We start from the raw sequence: 15,456 nt of genomic DNA, 5'->3' as shown, positions 1-15,456 counted from the left end.
GTCAGCGGGCGATGCCGACGTACTGGTATTCGAGGTACTCGTCGATGCCCTCGCGGCCGCCCTCGCGACCGAGCCCGGAGTGCTTCACGCCGCCGAACGGCGCGGCCGGGTCGGACACGACGCCGGCGTTGACCCCGAGCATCCCGAACTGCAGCCGCGGCGCGATGCGCATGACGCGGTCGAGGTCCTTCGAGTAGACGTAGCCGACCAGCCCGTACTCCGTGGAGTTCGCCAGCGCGACGGCCTCGTCCTCGTCGGCGAACGACTGCACCGGCGCGACCGGGCCGAAGATCTCCTCGGTGACGACGCGCGACTGCGCGTCGACGCCCGCCAGGACCGTGGCGGGATAGAAGTGGCCGGGCCCGTCGGGCAGCTCGCCACCAACGACGACCCGCGCCCCGCGCTCGACCGCGTCGGAGACCAGTCCGTGCACGCGCACGCGGCTGCGGTCGTCGATCAGCGGCCCGAGGTCGGTGCCGGGCTCGTCGCCGGCTCCCACCTGCAGCGCACCCATGCGCGCGGCGAACTTCTCGACGAACTCGTCGTGCACGTCACGATGGACGAGGAAGCGGTTGGCCGCGGTGCAGGCCTCGCCGATGTTGCGGGTCTTGGCGGCGATCGCACCGTCGACGGCGGCATCGAGGTCGGCGTCCTCGAACACGATGAACGGGGCACTGCCGCCGAGCTCCATCGAGCAGCGCAGCACGCCCTCGGCGGCCTGGGCGAGCAGCGCCTTGCCCACGGGCGTGGAGCCGGTGAACGAGAGCTTGCGCAGCCGCGGGTCGGAGAGCAGCGGCCCGGTGGTGGCCGCGGGATCGGTGGTGGTGAGCACGTTGATCACACCGGCCGGTACGCCGACCTCCTCGAACACCTTCGCCACGGCGAGGGTGGTCAGCGGCGTCAGCTCGGCGGGCTTCACGATCGACGTGCACCCGGCGGCGAGGGCCGGGCCGAGCTTGCGCGTGGCCATCGCCAGGGGGAAGTTCCACGGGGTGATCAGCAGGGACGGCCCGACCGGACGACGGTCGACCATCATCTGCAGCTTGCCCGACGGCAGCGTGCCGTAGCGACCGTCGATCCGCACGGCCTCCTCGGAGAACCAGCGCAGGAACTCGGCGCCGTAGGTCACCTCGCCGCGCGCCTCGGCGAGCGACTTGCCCATCTCGGCGGTGATCAGCCGGGCGAAGGCGTCGGCATTCGCGGTGATGAGGTCGAACCCTGCGCGGAGGAGGTCGGCCCGCTCGCGCGGCGTGGTGGCTCCCCACGACTCCTGGGCCGCGTCGGCCGCGGCGAGTGCGGCCTGGCCGTCGGCCGCGGTGCCCTCGGCGACCTCGGTGATGACCTTGCCCGTGGCGGGGTCCTCGACGGCGAACGTGGCACCGCCCGAGGCGGGGGTCCAGCGCCCGTCGAGGTACAGGTCGGCCGGGTGGCCGGAGAGCAGGGACTCGATGAAGTCGGCGACGCCCACGGTCACTCCTTGGTGAAGTCGATGATCTGGCGCAGCTCGGACCCGTCGGCCAGGTCGTCCATGGCGCGGTTGATGTCGTCCAGCGCGATCGTGGAGCTGACGAGGTGCTCCAGCGGCAGGTGCCCGGCACGCCACAGGTCGACGAATACGGGGATGTCGCGCTTCGGCACGGCCGAGCCGAGGTAGCTGCCGACGAGCGTCTTCCCCTCGGCGACGAGAGCCAGCGGCGACAGCTCGATGGTGTCGTCGGGCGCGGGCAGGCCCACGGTGATCGTCTTGCCGCCCGGGGCGGTGAGCGCGATCGCGGCGGCGAAGACGCGGCCACTGCCGACGGCCTCGATCACGGCGTCGGCCTTGAACCCGGACTCTGCCGCCTCGGCAGGCGTGAGCACTTCGTGCACGCCGGCCTCCAGCGCGGCGGCGCGCTTGTGGTCGAGCGGGTCGATGCCGACGACGCGCACGCCCTCGAAGGACAGCGCGGTCAGCGCGGCCGCCAGCCCGACACCGCCGAGGCCGACCACGGCGACGGTCTGGCCGGGGGTCGGCTTCGCGACGTTGATGACCGCTCCGCCGCCGGTGAGCACCGCACAGCCGAGGACGGCCGCCACGTTCGGCGGCACGTCGTCGTCGACGGCGACGAGCGAGCGGTGGTCGACGACCGCGTGGGTCGCAAAGGCCGAGACGCCGAGGTGGTGCGTGACGGGCGAGCCGTCGCGGGTGAGCCGGCTGCCACCGGCGAGCAGCTCGCCGCCCCCGTTGGCCACCGAGCCGGGCACGCACGGCGCCATGCCGTCGGTGGCGCAGCCCGCACAGTCGCCGCAGCGCGGCAGGAACGTCATGATGACCCGCTGGCCCACGGCGAGGTCGGTCACCTCGGCGCCGACCTGCTCGATCCGGCCGGCGGCCTCGTGCCCGAGCAGCATCGGGACGGGACGCGGGCGCTTGCCGTCGACGACCGAGAGGTCGGAGTGGCACACGCCTGCCGCCTCCACCCGCACGAGGACCTCGGTGGGCCCGGGCTCGGCCAGGTCCAGCTCGGCCACCTGCAGGGGCCGGGACTGCTCGAACGGGCTCGGGGCCCCGATGGACTCCAGGACGGCGCCACGAATCTTCACATCTGCTCCTCGTCGGTCAGCCACATCGGCTCACGGGGGTCTTGCGGGTGGACGCTACCGCGCGAGGCGCGCGGCTGGCGACGGCAGGCTCGCGGATCGGGACGGCCCCGGCGACATCCCGGGACTCAGCGCTCCTCGGCCGGGCGGAGTTCCTCGAGGATGCGCCGAGCGACGGTGCGGCGGTCGGAGGTCCGCTCGCCGACCGGGCCAGCCAGCAGGGTCTCCACCGCGGCACCCAGCCGCACCCGATTCGTCGACGAGAGGTGCTCCAGCGCGCGCTCGGTCGCGACCAGCGCGTGGTACTGCTCGAAGGTCGAGCGACTGTCGCCGATCGCGTCCGCCAGGACGTCGGCACTCGCCAGCCGCGGGTCGGCCTCGATGAGCGCGAGCGCGGCGATCCGGTCGCCGTCCGATCCGTCGGCGAAGATCCGAGCCACGTCCGCAGCCGACAGGGCGTCGGTGTCGAGCGCACGGGCGTCGCGCAGGATGCCCTCCATGCGGGAAGTGCGGTCCCACCCGGCGGGCTCGGTCTCCCGCAGTCGTTCGTAGCGCGAGCCCACCAGGGAGGCCGCCGCGAGAAGCCCTTCCGCACGGCGCTCGAGCTGCTGTGCCTGCTCGGCGTCACCGGCCGCGCGGGCCCGGGCCGCCTGCTGGCGCACGCTCCGGGCGCGGCGCTCCAGCTCGAAGCGGATGCCGGCGGCCTCGATCGCCTCGAGCCGGTTGCCGAACACCGACAGCGCGCAGATCGCGACGCCCGCAGCGACCAGCGCCGTGGAGCCGAGCTCGTTGTCCGTCAGGAACACCGCCACGCCACCCGCCACCAGGACGAGGACCCCGAAGACCACTCCGCCGACCCGCGCCGATCGCGTCAGGACCGGCCCGGGAGCTTCCACCGGAGAGTGGGTCATGCGTTCAGCGTAGGTCCGTCCCGGTCCACCCACGAGCCATCGCCCGTGGGATCACGCCGGAAACTGCCCCTGTCCCCCGCACGCGGATGGCCACTAGCCTTGCGCCATGCTCATCCTCGCGATCATCGTGTTCGGAATCCTCGTCGGCGGTCTGGCCCAGATGGCGCTCGGTCGCCGCATGGAGTCGGTGAACTGGACCCTGGCGATCGCCGCCGGCCTCATCGGCTCGCTGCTCGGCGGCCTCGTCGCCAGCCTCATCGCCGGTCACGGGCTGGAGCTGCACGCGAGCGGCCTGATCGGCTCCTTCCTCGGCGCCATCGTCGTCACCGCCGCCTGGGGCGCGCTCTCCACGCGCCGCGCCTGATCGCGAGAGCCACCATGGCCCTCCAGGTGAACGTCGACAACTTCGTCGGCGCCGAGACCGCCCGCATGTTCCACGACCTCCAGGCGCAAGCCGGTGCGGTCAACGAGTTCTCTCACCTGCGGGAGCCCTCCCCCATCGAGAGCCAACTCGTGATCCGGCAGAACCGCGACACCCTCTACAGCTTCGCGGTCGTCGACGTTGAGCAGGACGTGGTGCTGACCCTGCCCGACTGTGGCGAGCGCTACGTGTCGGCGATGGTCGTGAACGAGGGCCACTTCGTCCCGATCGTGCTGCACGACGCCGGCGCGCACCGGCTCACGCAGGACGAGGTCGGGAGCCGTTACGCGGTGCTGGCGGTCCGGATCCTCGTCGACTCGCAGGACCCCGAGGACGTCACCGAGGTCGACCGCCTCCAGGACACGCTCTCCATCGAGGCCGGGTCCGCGGTGCCCTTCGCGTCCGACGACTTCGACAAGGCCAGCCTCGACGCCACCCGCGACGCCCTCCTGAAGCTGGCCGCCGGCCTGACCAGCTTCGACCGGACGTTCGGCCGGCCCGACGAGGTCGATCCCGTCCGTCACCTCATCGGCACGGCCGCCGGCTGGGGTGGTCTGCCGTCCACCGAGGCCGCCTACGTGGGCGTGCAGCCCGACGGCGACGGCCCGTACGAGCTCACCATGGCCGACGTGCCGGTCGACGGCTTCTGGTCGATCTCCGTCTACAACGCGAAGGGTTTCTTCGCCGAGAACGACCGCGACTCCTACAGCATCAACAACATCGTCGGCGTCCCGAACGAGGACGGGTCCGTCACCGTCCGCTTCGGCGATCTGGGAGCCGACGTGCCGAACGTCATCCCCACGCCGGAGGGCTGGAACTTCCTCGTGCGCCTCTACCGGCCCCGCTCCGAGATCCACGACGGCACCTGGAAGGTGCCCGCCCTCGTCCCGATCTCCTGACCGGACCTCAGTGCAGCAGGGCCTTCGCGGCCACCAGGAACAACCCCAGCAGGCCGGCCATGAACGCCTCGCCTGTCGCGCGGCGCACGCTCAGCCCCGCGCTCAGCGAGGCCAGCAGCACTCCGACGCCCAGCTGCAGGATCGTCCAGCTCAGACAGAGGTAGATCGCGGTGCTGCCTGAGGCACCGAGGGCGACCGCCAGCAGGTAGGCGAGGATCACCGGAACCCCTCCGAGGAGGACACCGGCCTGGAGTCCCACGTGGCGGGCGAGGCGACGGTGCAGCGGGTCAGCCTGGTGGCGAAGCTGGTCGCGCAGGGCGTGCAGGTAGACGTGGGTGAGCCAGTAGACGACGAGCACGACCGCCCACGCGAGGAAGACTCCCGAGGTGTGCTCGGCGTGCGCGCCGGCCACGGTCACGGTCGCCGCGCTGACGATGGTCCCCTCGATCGGCGCCCCGATGTCGTCCGCGAGGAGCGTGCGCATCCTCGAGGAGGGGGCGGTCTCGTTGCGGGGTTCGTCCATGGGCCAGCAGGCTACCGACCGTCGGCCGCCCCGCTGTCAGCCCCGGTCGAGTGCGCGGAGGTACCGCCTCGTCATCCCGGCTTGGACCGCCGTCGTGAGTGGTCCGCCGAGGCGCGCCAACCGGGTGGCGGGACGCGAGAAGGCGGTGATCGTGAAGCTCAGCGATCCATCGGGCCGGCGCTCGACGACGAACGACTCCTCCCCCGACTCCGGGTGCCCCGGCAGGGACCCATACGCGAAGCCCACTCGGTCGGGCTCCTCGATGACGTGGACCACGCGGCAGGGGATCTTCACGCCGACCGTGCCGACGCCCAAGGTCATCTCCACGACCGACCAGGGCTGCGCTCGGGCGTCCGACGCCCTCACGTGAAGCCCTGACCGCTCGTAGACCCGCCAGGACATGAGGTCCTCGGCGGCTCCGGCGAAGTCCCGGCGCGTCAGCGTGCGCTGCCGCGTGAAGTTGCGGAAGCCGGCCTGCGGCTCGGGCGTCGCGCCGACCGGCGCGTAGGTGAACGGCGCCGCCCGCAGCCGGTCCGCGTCGCCGGCGGGCAGGGCTTCGACCATGGTCACCCCACCGGGACGACGTACGAGTCGACCTCGGCGATGAGGCCGGCACGGAAGGTGAACACGTCGCTGAAGACGAAGGCGAACCGGCCGGCCTGGCGGTGGTGTCCGACTCCGGTCCCGGTGATCACGATGACCTCGCCGGCCTCGATCGTGCGGTTCACGGTCAACTCCGGGCTGCCCTCGAAGTCCGGGTTCTCGATCTCGTCGTCGAACTCGGCCTGGCCGTTCGTGGTGCGCAGACCGTGGACTCGCCACACCACGTCGTCCGTCAGGCAGCCGAGCACCATCGCGTGGTCACTGCGGCGGAAGCCGTCCATGTAGCGGTCGAGGACTTCGAGCCGGCTGGGTGTGGTCATGGACGGCACTCTGCCAACGCGCCGAGCATCTGACCAGTCCGGATCGGCGCGCCGGAACGAGTCTCACCGTCTGCGTACGGATTCGCCCCTGCCCTGCTCTCCACTGGAGACACCAGTGGCTCGACACAGACGGAGAGACCCATGCCCAGGTACCGAACGAACACGAACACCGACCACGCCTCCGGGACGAACCGGCACGTCCGTGGCCTCCTGCTGTCCCTCGCCCTGGTCGTGGGCCTGCTCAGCGCGGCGTCGAGCGCCCAGGCACGCGAGGCGACCACTCCCGATCCCGCCGGCGGCGGTTCCAGCGCCTTCGACCTCTACAAGGTCAAGGTCGTCAACAACGCCAAGGGCGTGCGGATCACCGTGAGGATGAAGGCGGTCGACTGGGACGCGGAGACGACCCCGGTCGGCGAGTTCCGCCTGCTGCTCGACACGAAGGCCTCGTCCGCGGGTGCGGAGTTCGCCGATGAGGTCGGCATCCCCGGCGACGGCGGCTTCCGCGCTCTCAAGGGATCGAAGAAGTACCGCAAGAGCTGGGAGACCTACCCGTTCCCCGGCACGTGCGGCAAGACCGTGCGCGAGCGGTACGACCTCGAGCACGGCACGGTCGTCGTCCACATCAAGCCGAAGAAGGGCTGCCTCCTCCATCCCAAGCACGTGCGCGTCAACGTGCGGACCATCCAGTCCGGGTACGTCGACGACAGTGGCTACGTGCCGTTCACGCCGGCGCGCGTCGACCACCTGCCGTACAAGGGCTCGTTCACCCCGTGGGTGAAGTACTCGAAGAAGTAGCGGAACCCGCGAAGGGCCCGGCCGATGGCCGGGCCCTTCGAGGTGTTCGACCTCGCAATCGGCGAACAAGCGGCCGGCGGATACCTAGGCTTCGACCGTGAAGTCCGTTCTCGCCGCCCTCGCCGTCTCGTCCGCCCTGGTCCTCGCGGGCTGCGGACCCTCCAGCCCGGCCGTCGACCCGAGCGAGTACGGAGCCGTCGTCGAGGAGGCCCCGGCCAAGCTCCTGACGGAAGCTCAGATCCAGGACGCGCTCCTCACCCTCAAGGACCTTCCCAACGGATGGAGCTTCGACTCCGAGTACGGCGATGGCGGGGGGTTCGACTCGCGCACGACCTCGGAAGACCCCGGTTGCGCCAAGCTCACGGCCGCCCTGTCCAGTGCCGACGACACCGCGACGTCCGGCGAAGGCAGCGTCACCTTCGCCAAGAGCGAGTTCGGCCCCTTCCTCACTCAGACGGTGACCTCACGGGGCGATGACGACGCCGTGAAGTCGATGAAGTCGCTCCGGAGCGCGCTGAAGGGCTGTGACTACTTCACGATGTTCGACGACACCCGAGGGATGAGGAGCGACTACGTGGTGTCCGACTTGTCCTTCCCCAAGCTGGGTGACGACATGGTGGCGATGACGCTGCGCTCCACCACGCAGGGGCAGTCCATCGACATGCCGATGGTGATCGCCCGGGTCGACCAGACCCTCGTCATGCTCGCGTGGTTCGAGTTGGGCGGGAGCGCGGGAACCCAGGACTTCGAGTCCGTGGCGCGAACCGCCGTGAAGAAGGTCAAGAAGGCCTCTGCCTGACCCCGAGGTCGTCGACCGAGCGGGCTTCCCCTCGCTTCAGCGCTCGGCCAGCGGCAGCGGGTCGTTGCCGGGAAGGCCGGCGAAGGCCTGGACGATGTCGAGCCAGTGGTCGACGGCGGGGCCGGTGGCGGTGATGTCGACGTCGGAGCGGTGGCGACGGCGGGTGGCCAGGAGGGCGAAGTCCCAGCCGTCGCCGGTGACGCGCTCCTCGGCGTCCTCGGGACCCCACGTCCAGAGCTCGCCGGAGGGCGCGGTCAGCTCGACGCGCGGCTCCACGGCCGGGGGCTCCTCGCCGCGCATCTGGTGCGTGAACGCGAAGGTGCGCACGCCGATGTGGCAGACGTGCTTGGCGCGGTCGGTGCGCGGCACCGCGATGCCGAGGGCCTCGGCGACGTCGTGGCCGTGGGCCCACGTCTCCATCAGGCGGGCGGTGGCCATCGAGACAGGGCTCATCGGCGGGCCGAACCACGGGATCTTGTCGCCGTCGGGGACCGACTGCAGGGCCTCGACGAGGTCGGTGCGGCCCTGGCGCCACGCCGGCAGCAGCGACTCCGCCGGCTCCTGCGCCAGCTCGTCCGTGGCCCGGTCGATGTAGCCCTCGGGGTCCTCCAGCGCCGCCACGATCAGCGCGTCGAACGCGGCCTTGTCGTTGATCGCGTAGGTCGAGGTGACGTCGGTCCAGTGCAGGTGCGCCACCTGGTGCGCGACGGTCCAGCCCTCAGGCGTGGTGACGGTGCCCCACTGGTCGGGCGTCAGACCGGCGACCCAGCCGTCCAGCTGCAGCGATTCCGCGGCGAGGTCGTCCAGGACAGTGTCGAGTTTGCTCATCGTTCCAGTTCTCGGTCGAGGGTTTCGGCCCAGGCGTCGAGGATCGAGGCCCGGCGTGCGGAGTCGTCGGTGAGGGTCGCGGCCAGGCCGAGGCCGCGCAGGAGGTCGAGCGTGGCCTGGACGAGCTGACGGTTGCGCCCGCGCGACTCGTCCACCTCGAGCAGCTCCACGGCGCGCGCGTGCGTCTCGCGACCCAGCCGGCGCTCGAACGGCGCCACCTTCTCCAACAGGTCGGCGTCGGTCCGCGCCGCGACCCACAGCTCCAGTGCCGCCAGGAAGGCAGGCGACGTGACGAGGTGGGACAGCAGGCCCAGGACCACCCGGGTGCGGCCGCTCTCGGGCAGATCGTCGGGGTCGATCGCCAGCTCCTCGCGACGACGCTCGGCGATGTACTCCACGGCCGCGACCACGAGGTCCTGCTTGCTCGGGAAGTGGTGCAGCTGCGCGCCGCGACTGACGCCGGCACGCTGGCTCACGACGGTGGTGGAGGTGCCGGCCCAGCCGACCTCCACGAGCGAGTCGACCGTGGCCTCGAGGAGCCGCTGGCGCATGAGCCGCGTGCGCTCCGGCTGGGGCGTCCTCGTGGGGCTTTCGGTCACCGGCCCAGCATCCTCGACCTCACACTTACAGTCAAGCCTGTTGGTTTCTTCTGACCTGGGGCGGATGCGTAGTCACTTGTGACGGTTGATGCGCAAACGACCTTCTGGGGCCGGCGAGAAACCTAGAGTCGCACACGCGGGGTGAGCGCTCCGCGTCCCCATCCCGAGAGCGAACTCCATGTATCGACGCGTCACCTCCGTCGCGACCAGTGCGGCCCTCGGCCTCGCTGCCGCGGTGGCCCTCATGCCCACCAGCGCCCATGCGGCCCCCGAAACGTTCACCGGACACGTCCAGGTCATCGTCGGCGACACCATCATCGGCTGCGCGACCGGCGACAGCTTCATCTCGGGCGTGACCACGGACGCCGATCAGGCATACCGCGTGTCCATCTCCGCGGGTACGCAGCAAGACCTCACGCTCGAGAGTCGCCCGGGCCACGTGGTCGGCGTCAACGAGAACTACGCCGCCCTCCCCATCAGCCAGTCCGGCGCCGGGTACACCTTCCTGACTTCCACGACGCCCGTTCCCGCCGGGTCGCCTTCGGTCGAGGGCCAGCAGAGCGCCATCTGGTCGGTCGACCCGGATTCGATGGAGCTGTCCGCGACCTTCGTGTGGCCGGACTCCACCACCGCCCAGCTGACGACCTACCAGTTCGAGGGCGAGAACTACCTCGCCGTCACCGATGATCTCGCCGCCGTCCGCCAGATCTTCAGCCACGCGCGCGCCGCCACCTTCCGCATCGGCGAGGCGTGCTCGGGCGAGGTCGTGCGCGACGCCCCGCAGGCCATCACCTTCACCTCGTCGGCTCCCACCAGCGCTCACGCAGGCCAGACCTACACGGTCGCGGCCACCGGCGGCGCCTCCGGCAACCCGGTGACGTTCTCGTCGACCACCGCCGACATCTGCTCGGTCGACGGGACAACCGTGACCTTCGACCGCATCGGCACCTGCACGATCGCCGCCGACCAGGCCGCGGCGGAGGGGTTCCTCGCCGCCGAGACCGTCGAGCAGGACATCACCGTGAACGCGATCGCCACGTCGGTCGACCTCACGCTCGATCCTGCGAGCGCCGTGACGGGCGAGGGCACCACGGCGACCGCCCAGGTCGACGTCGAGTCCGGCTCGATCGGCGCCGCCGGCGGCGTCGTGCAGTTCCGGGTCGACGGTGACCCGGTCGACGCGGTCGCCTTCGACGGCGACGGCGCCGCGAGCACCCGCATCACCGAAGACCTCGGCACCCACCAGGTCGAGGCGTTCTGGTGGCCCGAGACCAACTGGATCTACGGAGACTCCAGCGACGCCGCCTCGCTGAGCGTCACCGCCGCGAGCACCACCACCAGGGTCTCCGTGAAGGCGAACGAGCTCTCCGCGGTCGTAGAGCCGGTCGCCCCGGGCGCCGGCACCCCCACCGGCGAGGTCACGTTCCGCGTCGACGGCGCGAAGGTCGGCACCGCCACCCTCGAGAACGGCACCGCGAAGCTCACGCACACCGTCGCGACCGACAAGGCCCACGCGGTCTCGGCCGAGTACGCCGGCAGCACGGACTTCAACGCCTCGTCCGCCTCCACGTCGCGGTCGAACCCGACCATCACCACCCGCGTGAGCTCGTCGCAGAAGTCACGCGGCGGGTGGTACCGCACGCCGGTCAAGGTCTCGTTCGAGTGCACCTCGGCGGCCCAGCTGGCCACGCCGTGCCCGAAGCCGGTGACGATCACGAAGAACGGCTCGTCCAGCGTGACGCGCACGATCCGCACCGCCGACGGCGGCGTCGCCACGGCCACCGCCGCGGTCAAGCTCGATCGCACCAAGCCCAGCGTGGGCATCAAGGGCGTCAAGGCGGGCCGCAGCTACTTCGACGCCCCGCAGGCGAAGTGCTCCGCCAAGGACTCGCTGTCGGGCGTGAAAAGCTGCAAGGTCACCACGAAGCGCAGCGGCAGCCGGGTCGTCGTGTCCGCGCAGGCCATCGACGTCGCGGGCAACATTCGCACGAAGCGCGTCGCCTACCGCCTCGCCTCGTACGAGATCCAGGGCGCCAAGCTGAAGAACGGCGTCTACCGGGTCAAGCACGGCGAGACGTACACGATCCGCGTCCGCGGCGCCAAGGCGAACTACGTCTACGCGACCCCGGCGCCGGGCAAGCCGCACCGCGGGTCGGTGCCGTTCGAGAAGGCCGGCAAGAACACGTGGGCCCTCGGCGTGACGATGTCGATGACGACGAGCGCGACCCGCTCGTGGAACCTCGGCTACACGCAGAACGGCAAGCTGCACGTCATCAAGGTGAAGGTCGCCGGCTGACCTGATCGCCGGTTCCCCGGTGACGCACGTGACCGGGGAACCGTCAGGCCATCTCGCCCTCGAGGGTCTCGGGCCGCGCGCCGGCGTCCTCGACCTCGACCTCGGGCGGCTCGCCGATGTGCCGCAGGGCGAACTCCGCGGCGAGCTCGATCGCGAGGTCGGCGTCGGGCAGGTGCCCGGCCATGATCGGGAACGCGTGCAGCTGGCCGCGCCACAGGTGCACGTCCACCTCGACGCCCTTGTCGTCGAGCAGGAGCGCGAACGCCTCCACCTCGGGGCGGAGGAACTCGTCCTCCACCGCCACCAGGTGCGTGGGCGAGTGGATGTAGGCGCTGGCGTGGAGCGGGTCGGCGAAGCCCTCGATGATGTCGCCCTCGGGGAGCCAGAGCCGGCGCAGCGCCGCGACCCGCGCGATCGGCAGCACGGCCTCGCGCACCTTGTCGACGCGCATGACGTTCTTGTCCTGGCGGTCGGGCTCGAGGCTCAGCAGCGGCGAGAAGGCGATCAGCGCGGCCGGGGCGGGCAGGCCACGACGCGTGGCCAGCTCGGCCACCTTCATGGTCAGGTAGCCGCCGGCGGAGTCGCCCGCGACGACGACCTTGCCCGCGTCGGGTGCCCGTGTCACGACGTCCTCGTACGCCGCGATGGCGTCCTGGACCGAGTCGGCGATGCCGCCCACCGGGAGCTGGCGGTAGTCGACCGCGTAGATCGTGCCGCCGGTGGCGCGCACGATCTCCTCGAGCATCGACCGGTACGAGTGGACGCTGCCGGTGAAGAACCCGCCACCGTGGAGGTAGAGCAGGTGCAGCCCGGTGGTGGGCCCGTCGCCGGGCGTCATGACCTCGCCGGGCACGCCGCCGATGTCGCCGGCCTCGACCGTGATGTCCTCGGAGGCGCCGCGGTTGACCACCTCGGCGAACCGCTGGAGGCGCCGCATCGTGCGCTCGTCCACCGGCGCCAGGCGCAGCAGCGGCTTGACGGTCATCCGTGCGCCGCGTCCGATCATGCGGGCCAGCGGCGTGGGCGCGTCGTGCAGGACTGCGGCGGTGTGCACCGCCCGCATCGGGCGGCGGCGTCCGCGACGAGGGTCCGGCTGCGTGTCCACGCCCCGAGTTTATCGACCGGGCGGTTTTCCGCGTCCTGTCAGCGGGGCGCCGCGCTCCGATAGCCTGTCCCCGTGGTGACGCTCGAGGAACTGCAGGTCCGCACCCTCGGCGAGTGCAAGTACGACTCGCCGCTGTCCGACTATGTCGCGGCTCGCGCCACCAACGCCTACTACGTCGCCGAGACCGATCGCGTCCTCATCGACGACACGATCTCGTTGCTGTCCGCGCGCGGCGACACCCCCCTGACCGAGGTCCCCTCGTTCGAGCCCGGAGGGCCCCGCCGCAAGATCTTCTTCGACCCGAAGAAGACCAAGGTCGGCATCGTCACGTGCGGCGGCCTGTGCCCCGGCCTCAACGACGTGATCCGGGCGATCGTGCTGGAGCTCTTCGAGCACTACGGCGTCACCGACATCACCGGCTTCAAGAACGGCTACGCGGGCCTCGTGCCCGGCAAGGCGCCCGACCCGATCACGCTGACGCCCGCCTTCGTCGAGACCATCACCGATCGCGGCGGCACGGTGCTCGGCTCGTCCCGCGGCAGCCAGAACATCCCCCAGATCGTCGACAACCTGGTGCACCGCGAGATCGACGTCCTCTTCGTCATCGGTGGCGACGGCTCGATGCGCGGCGCCCACGCGATCGCCGAGGAGGCCCTCGCCCGCGACCTGCCCATCGCGGTCGTCGGCGTCCCGAAGACGATCGACAACGACATCCCCCTGATCGGCACCAGCTTCGGCTTCCAGACCGCCTACGCGAAGGCCGCCGAGTCGATCAAGGGCGCCCGCGTCGAGGTCGAGGCGGCCATCGGCGGCGTCGGGGTCGTCAAGGTGATGGGTCGCGCCGCCGGGTTCATCGCCTGCTACGCCGCACTGGCCAACCACGACGCCGACTTCGTGCTGATCCCCGAGGTCCCCTTCAACCTCCAGGGCGAGAACGGCCTGCTCGCCACCTTGCGCAAGCGCGTGAAGGAGCGCGGCAGCGCCGTGATCGTGCTGGCCGAGGGGGCCGGGCAGGACCTCATCCCCGCCAGTCGTCGCACCGACGCCAGCGGCAACACCGTGCTGGGCGACTTCGCGGGCTTCCTGCGTGCCCAGATCGCGCGCGACTTCAAGGACCACGACGAGCCGCTCACGCTGCGGTACTTCGACCCCGGCTACATGATCCGATCAGTGCCGGCCGACGCCGCCGACTCGGTCTACTGCACCCGGCTGGCCCAGGCCGCCGTCCACGCCGCGATGGCCGGCCGCACCGACATGGTGATCGGGCGTCCCCGGCACCGCTTCGCCCACGTGCCGATCTCCGTGGTCGTCAAGAACACGCAGAACGTCAACCCCGACGGCGACCTCTGGCTCTCGGTCCTGGAATCGACCGCGCAGCCCTTCAACATGTCCTGATCCCGGACGCCGCTCTCACATGATGAGACCTCCGGAAGGAAGCGCCGAACGGTGACAGGGTCACACTGACACCCGATGCCGAAGGAGCACCCATGAGCGAGCACTGGTCGTTCGAGACCAAGCAGATCCACGCCGGCCAGACGCCCGACCCCGCCACGGGTGCGCGCGCGCTGCCGATCTACCAGACGACCTCGTACCAGTTCCGCGACACCCAGCACGCCGCCGACCTGTTCGCTCTGGCGGAGCCGGGCAACATCTACACGCGCATCATGAACCCGACGCAGGACGTCGTCGAGCAGCGCCTCGCCGCGCTCGAGGGCGGCGTGGGCGCGCTGCTCGTGGCCTCGGGCCAGGCCGCCACCACCGGCGCCCTCACGAACGTGGCCGAGGCGGGCGACCACATCGTCGCGTCGGCCAGCCTCTACGGCGGCACCGACTCGCTGCTGCGCCACACGTTCCCCAAGCTCGGCATCGAGGTCACGTTCGTCGAGGACAGCAACAACCCCGACGCCTGGCGCGCCGCGACCCGCGAGAACACGAAGGTGTTCTTCGGCGAGACCATCGGCAACCCGAAGGGCGACATCCTCGACCTCGAGGCCATCAGCGCGGTCGCGAAGGAGGTCGGCGTCCCGTTCATCGTCGACAACACCGTCGCCACGCCGTACCTGCTGAACCCGCTGAAGCACGGCGCCGACACCGTGGTCCACTCGGCCACGAAGTACATCGGCGGTCACGGCACCGCGATCGCGGGCGTCGTCATCGACGGCGGCACCTTCGACTACGGCGCCCACGGCGACAAGTACCCCGGCTTCACCACCCCCGACGCCAGCTACCACGGCCTCGTCTTCAGCGAGGCGCTCGGCCCGGCGGCGTACATCGCCAAGCTGCGCGTGCAGTACCTGCGCAACGTCGGCCCCGCCGTCTCTCCCTTCAACGCGTTCCTGATCGCCCAGGGCCTCGAGACCCTGAGCCTGCGCATCGAGCGCCACATCGAGAACACCCGCCAGGTGGCCGAGTGGCTCGAGGCGCGCGAGGACGTCGCGAAGGTCACCTGGGCGTCGCTCGACGGCAACCCCTACAAGGAGCTCGCCGACAAGTACACGCCGCAGGGCTCGGGCGCGGTGCTCACGTTCGAGCTGCCCGGTGGCGTCGACGCCGGCCGTCGCTTCATCGACGCGCTCGAGCTGTTCAGCCATGTCGCGAACATCGGCGACGTCCGCTCGCTGGCGATCCACCCGGCCAGCACCACCCACTCGCAGGGCACCCCCGAGGAGCACGCCGCCACCGGCGTCACCCCCGGGCTCGTCCGCCTCGCGATCGGCATCGAGGGCATCGACGACATCCTCGCCGACCTCGACGCCGGGTTCCGGGCGGCCAAGTAA

General features: G+C 71.0%; 16 protein-coding genes. 7 read left to right on the top strand and 9 right to left on the bottom strand.

Features of this window, described 5'->3' with window-relative positions:
* Position 1 precedes the first annotated feature (1 nt).
* From B5D60_RS08620 to B5D60_RS08610, 3 genes are all read right to left on the bottom strand, one after another.
* The gene (locus B5D60_RS08620) at positions 2-1,468 is read right to left on the bottom strand and encodes an NAD-dependent succinate-semialdehyde dehydrogenase (RefSeq protein WP_172806306.1); all 1,467 of its coding nucleotides are present in this window, start codon (positions 1,466-1,468) and stop codon (positions 2-4) included.
* 2 nt (positions 1,469-1,470) lie between these two features.
* A complete protein-coding gene (locus B5D60_RS08615) occupies positions 1,471-2,583 on the bottom strand; it encodes an alcohol dehydrogenase catalytic domain-containing protein (RefSeq protein WP_078699773.1) in 1,113 nt (370 codons plus the stop codon).
* A gap of 125 nt (positions 2,584-2,708) precedes the next feature.
* Positions 2,709-3,491, bottom strand: coding sequence for a hypothetical protein (locus B5D60_RS08610; RefSeq protein ID WP_153302939.1), 783 nt, complete (start codon positions 3,489-3,491; stop codon positions 2,709-2,711).
* 106 nt (positions 3,492-3,597) lie between these two features.
* On the opposite strand from B5D60_RS08610, the gene B5D60_RS08605 reads away from it, so the two are divergent.
* Both B5D60_RS08605 and B5D60_RS08600 read left to right on the top strand, forming a co-directional pair.
* The gene (locus B5D60_RS08605; RefSeq protein WP_078699771.1) at positions 3,598-3,855 is read left to right on the top strand and encodes a hypothetical protein; all 258 of its coding nucleotides are present in this window, start codon (positions 3,598-3,600) and stop codon (positions 3,853-3,855) included.
* Between the two features lie 14 nt (positions 3,856-3,869).
* Positions 3,870-4,811 carry a DUF1214 domain-containing protein gene (locus tag B5D60_RS08600; RefSeq protein ID WP_078699770.1) on the top strand — a complete coding sequence of 314 codons (942 nt, stop codon included), beginning with the start codon at positions 3,870-3,872 and terminating at the stop codon, positions 4,809-4,811.
* Between the two features lie 7 nt (positions 4,812-4,818).
* On the opposite strand, the gene B5D60_RS08595 is transcribed toward B5D60_RS08600, so the two are convergent.
* Genes B5D60_RS08595 through B5D60_RS08585 form a run of 3 tightly spaced genes read right to left on the bottom strand, consistent with a single transcriptional unit; the run spans position 4,819 to position 6,257 of the window.
* On the bottom strand, positions 4,819-5,334 hold the full coding sequence (locus B5D60_RS08595) for a hypothetical protein (RefSeq protein WP_153302938.1): 516 nt from the start codon (positions 5,332-5,334) through the stop codon (positions 4,819-4,821).
* A gap of 36 nt (positions 5,335-5,370) precedes the next feature.
* Entirely contained in the window at positions 5,371-5,898 is a 528-nt protein-coding gene (locus tag B5D60_RS08590; RefSeq protein WP_078699768.1) for a DUF1990 family protein, read from the bottom strand.
* Between the two features lie 2 nt (positions 5,899-5,900).
* A complete protein-coding gene (locus B5D60_RS08585; RefSeq protein ID WP_078699767.1) occupies positions 5,901-6,257 on the bottom strand; it encodes a nuclear transport factor 2 family protein in 357 nt (118 codons plus the stop codon).
* 141 nt (positions 6,258-6,398) lie between these two features.
* Here B5D60_RS08585 and B5D60_RS08580 point away from each other — a divergent pair, with 141 nt between their 5' ends.
* On the top strand, positions 6,399-7,052 hold the full coding sequence (locus B5D60_RS08580) for a hypothetical protein (protein ID WP_078699766.1): 654 nt from the start codon (positions 6,399-6,401) through the stop codon (positions 7,050-7,052).
* A gap of 97 nt (positions 7,053-7,149) precedes the next feature.
* Positions 7,150-7,851, top strand: a complete 702-nt coding sequence (locus B5D60_RS08575) for a hypothetical protein (protein ID WP_078699765.1) — start codon at positions 7,150-7,152, stop codon at positions 7,849-7,851.
* 36 nt (positions 7,852-7,887) lie between these two features.
* Here B5D60_RS08575 and B5D60_RS08570 read toward each other — a convergent pair whose 3' ends face one another.
* Entirely contained in the window at positions 7,888-8,679 is a 792-nt protein-coding gene (locus B5D60_RS08570; RefSeq protein ID WP_078699764.1) for a TIGR03084 family metal-binding protein, read from the bottom strand.
* The gene (locus B5D60_RS08565; RefSeq protein ID WP_078699763.1) at positions 8,676-9,278 is read right to left on the bottom strand and encodes a TetR/AcrR family transcriptional regulator; all 603 of its coding nucleotides are present in this window, start codon (positions 9,276-9,278) and stop codon (positions 8,676-8,678) included. Before B5D60_RS08565 ends, B5D60_RS08570 begins: the two co-directional genes overlap by 4 nt.
* A 178-nt stretch (positions 9,279-9,456) precedes the next feature.
* Between B5D60_RS08565 and B5D60_RS08560 the strand changes: the two genes are divergently transcribed.
* A complete protein-coding gene (locus B5D60_RS08560; protein ID WP_078699762.1) occupies positions 9,457-11,574 on the top strand; it encodes an Ig-like domain-containing protein in 2,118 nt (705 codons plus the stop codon).
* Between the two features lie 43 nt (positions 11,575-11,617).
* Here B5D60_RS08560 and B5D60_RS08555 read toward each other — a convergent pair whose 3' ends face one another.
* Positions 11,618-12,679, bottom strand: coding sequence for an alpha/beta hydrolase (locus B5D60_RS08555; RefSeq protein ID WP_078699761.1), 1,062 nt, complete (start codon positions 12,677-12,679; stop codon positions 11,618-11,620).
* Positions 12,680-12,751: 72 nt separating this feature from the next.
* Here B5D60_RS08555 and B5D60_RS08550 point away from each other — a divergent pair, with 72 nt between their 5' ends.
* Together B5D60_RS08550 and B5D60_RS08545 are read left to right on the top strand one after the other, a co-directional pair.
* Positions 12,752-14,074: an ATP-dependent 6-phosphofructokinase gene (locus B5D60_RS08550; RefSeq protein WP_078699760.1), complete on the top strand. Its 1,323-nt coding sequence runs from the start codon at positions 12,752-12,754 to the stop codon at positions 14,072-14,074.
* A gap of 92 nt (positions 14,075-14,166) precedes the next feature.
* Positions 14,167-15,456: a bifunctional o-acetylhomoserine/o-acetylserine sulfhydrylase gene (locus B5D60_RS08545; protein ID WP_078699759.1), complete on the top strand. Its 1,290-nt coding sequence runs from the start codon at positions 14,167-14,169 to the stop codon at positions 15,454-15,456.

It is taken from the genome of Aeromicrobium choanae (assembly GCF_900167475.1).
Taxonomy (GTDB): Bacteria; Actinomycetota; Actinomycetes; order Propionibacteriales; family Nocardioidaceae; genus Aeromicrobium; species Aeromicrobium choanae.
This window is presented reverse-complemented; position numbering and strand designations above follow the sequence as displayed.

Excerpts from the sequence above, each read along its gene's own strand:
- B5D60_RS08610 (WP_153302939.1), bottom strand. The coding sequence starts at position 3,491 with ATGACCCACTCTCCGGTGGAAGCTCCCGGGCCGGTCCTGACGCGATCG.
- B5D60_RS08605 (WP_078699771.1), top strand. The coding sequence starts at position 3,598 with ATGCTCATCCTCGCGATCATCGTGTTCGGAATCCTCGTCGGCGGTCTG.
- B5D60_RS08600 (WP_078699770.1), top strand. The coding sequence starts at position 3,870 with ATGGCCCTCCAGGTGAACGTCGACAACTTCGTCGGCGCCGAGACCGCC.
- B5D60_RS08595 (WP_153302938.1), bottom strand. The coding sequence starts at position 5,334 with ATGGACGAACCCCGCAACGAGACCGCCCCCTCCTCGAGGATGCGCACG.
- B5D60_RS08590 (WP_078699768.1), bottom strand. The coding sequence starts at position 5,898 with ATGGTCGAAGCCCTGCCCGCCGGCGACGCGGACCGGCTGCGGGCGGCG.
- B5D60_RS08585 (WP_078699767.1), bottom strand. The coding sequence starts at position 6,257 with ATGACCACACCCAGCCGGCTCGAAGTCCTCGACCGCTACATGGACGGC.
- B5D60_RS08580 (WP_078699766.1), top strand. The coding sequence starts at position 6,399 with ATGCCCAGGTACCGAACGAACACGAACACCGACCACGCCTCCGGGACG.
- B5D60_RS08570 (WP_078699764.1), bottom strand. The coding sequence starts at position 8,679 with ATGAGCAAACTCGACACTGTCCTGGACGACCTCGCCGCGGAATCGCTG.
- B5D60_RS08560 (WP_078699762.1), top strand. The coding sequence starts at position 9,457 with ATGTATCGACGCGTCACCTCCGTCGCGACCAGTGCGGCCCTCGGCCTC.
- B5D60_RS08545 (WP_078699759.1), top strand. The coding sequence starts at position 14,167 with ATGAGCGAGCACTGGTCGTTCGAGACCAAGCAGATCCACGCCGGCCAG.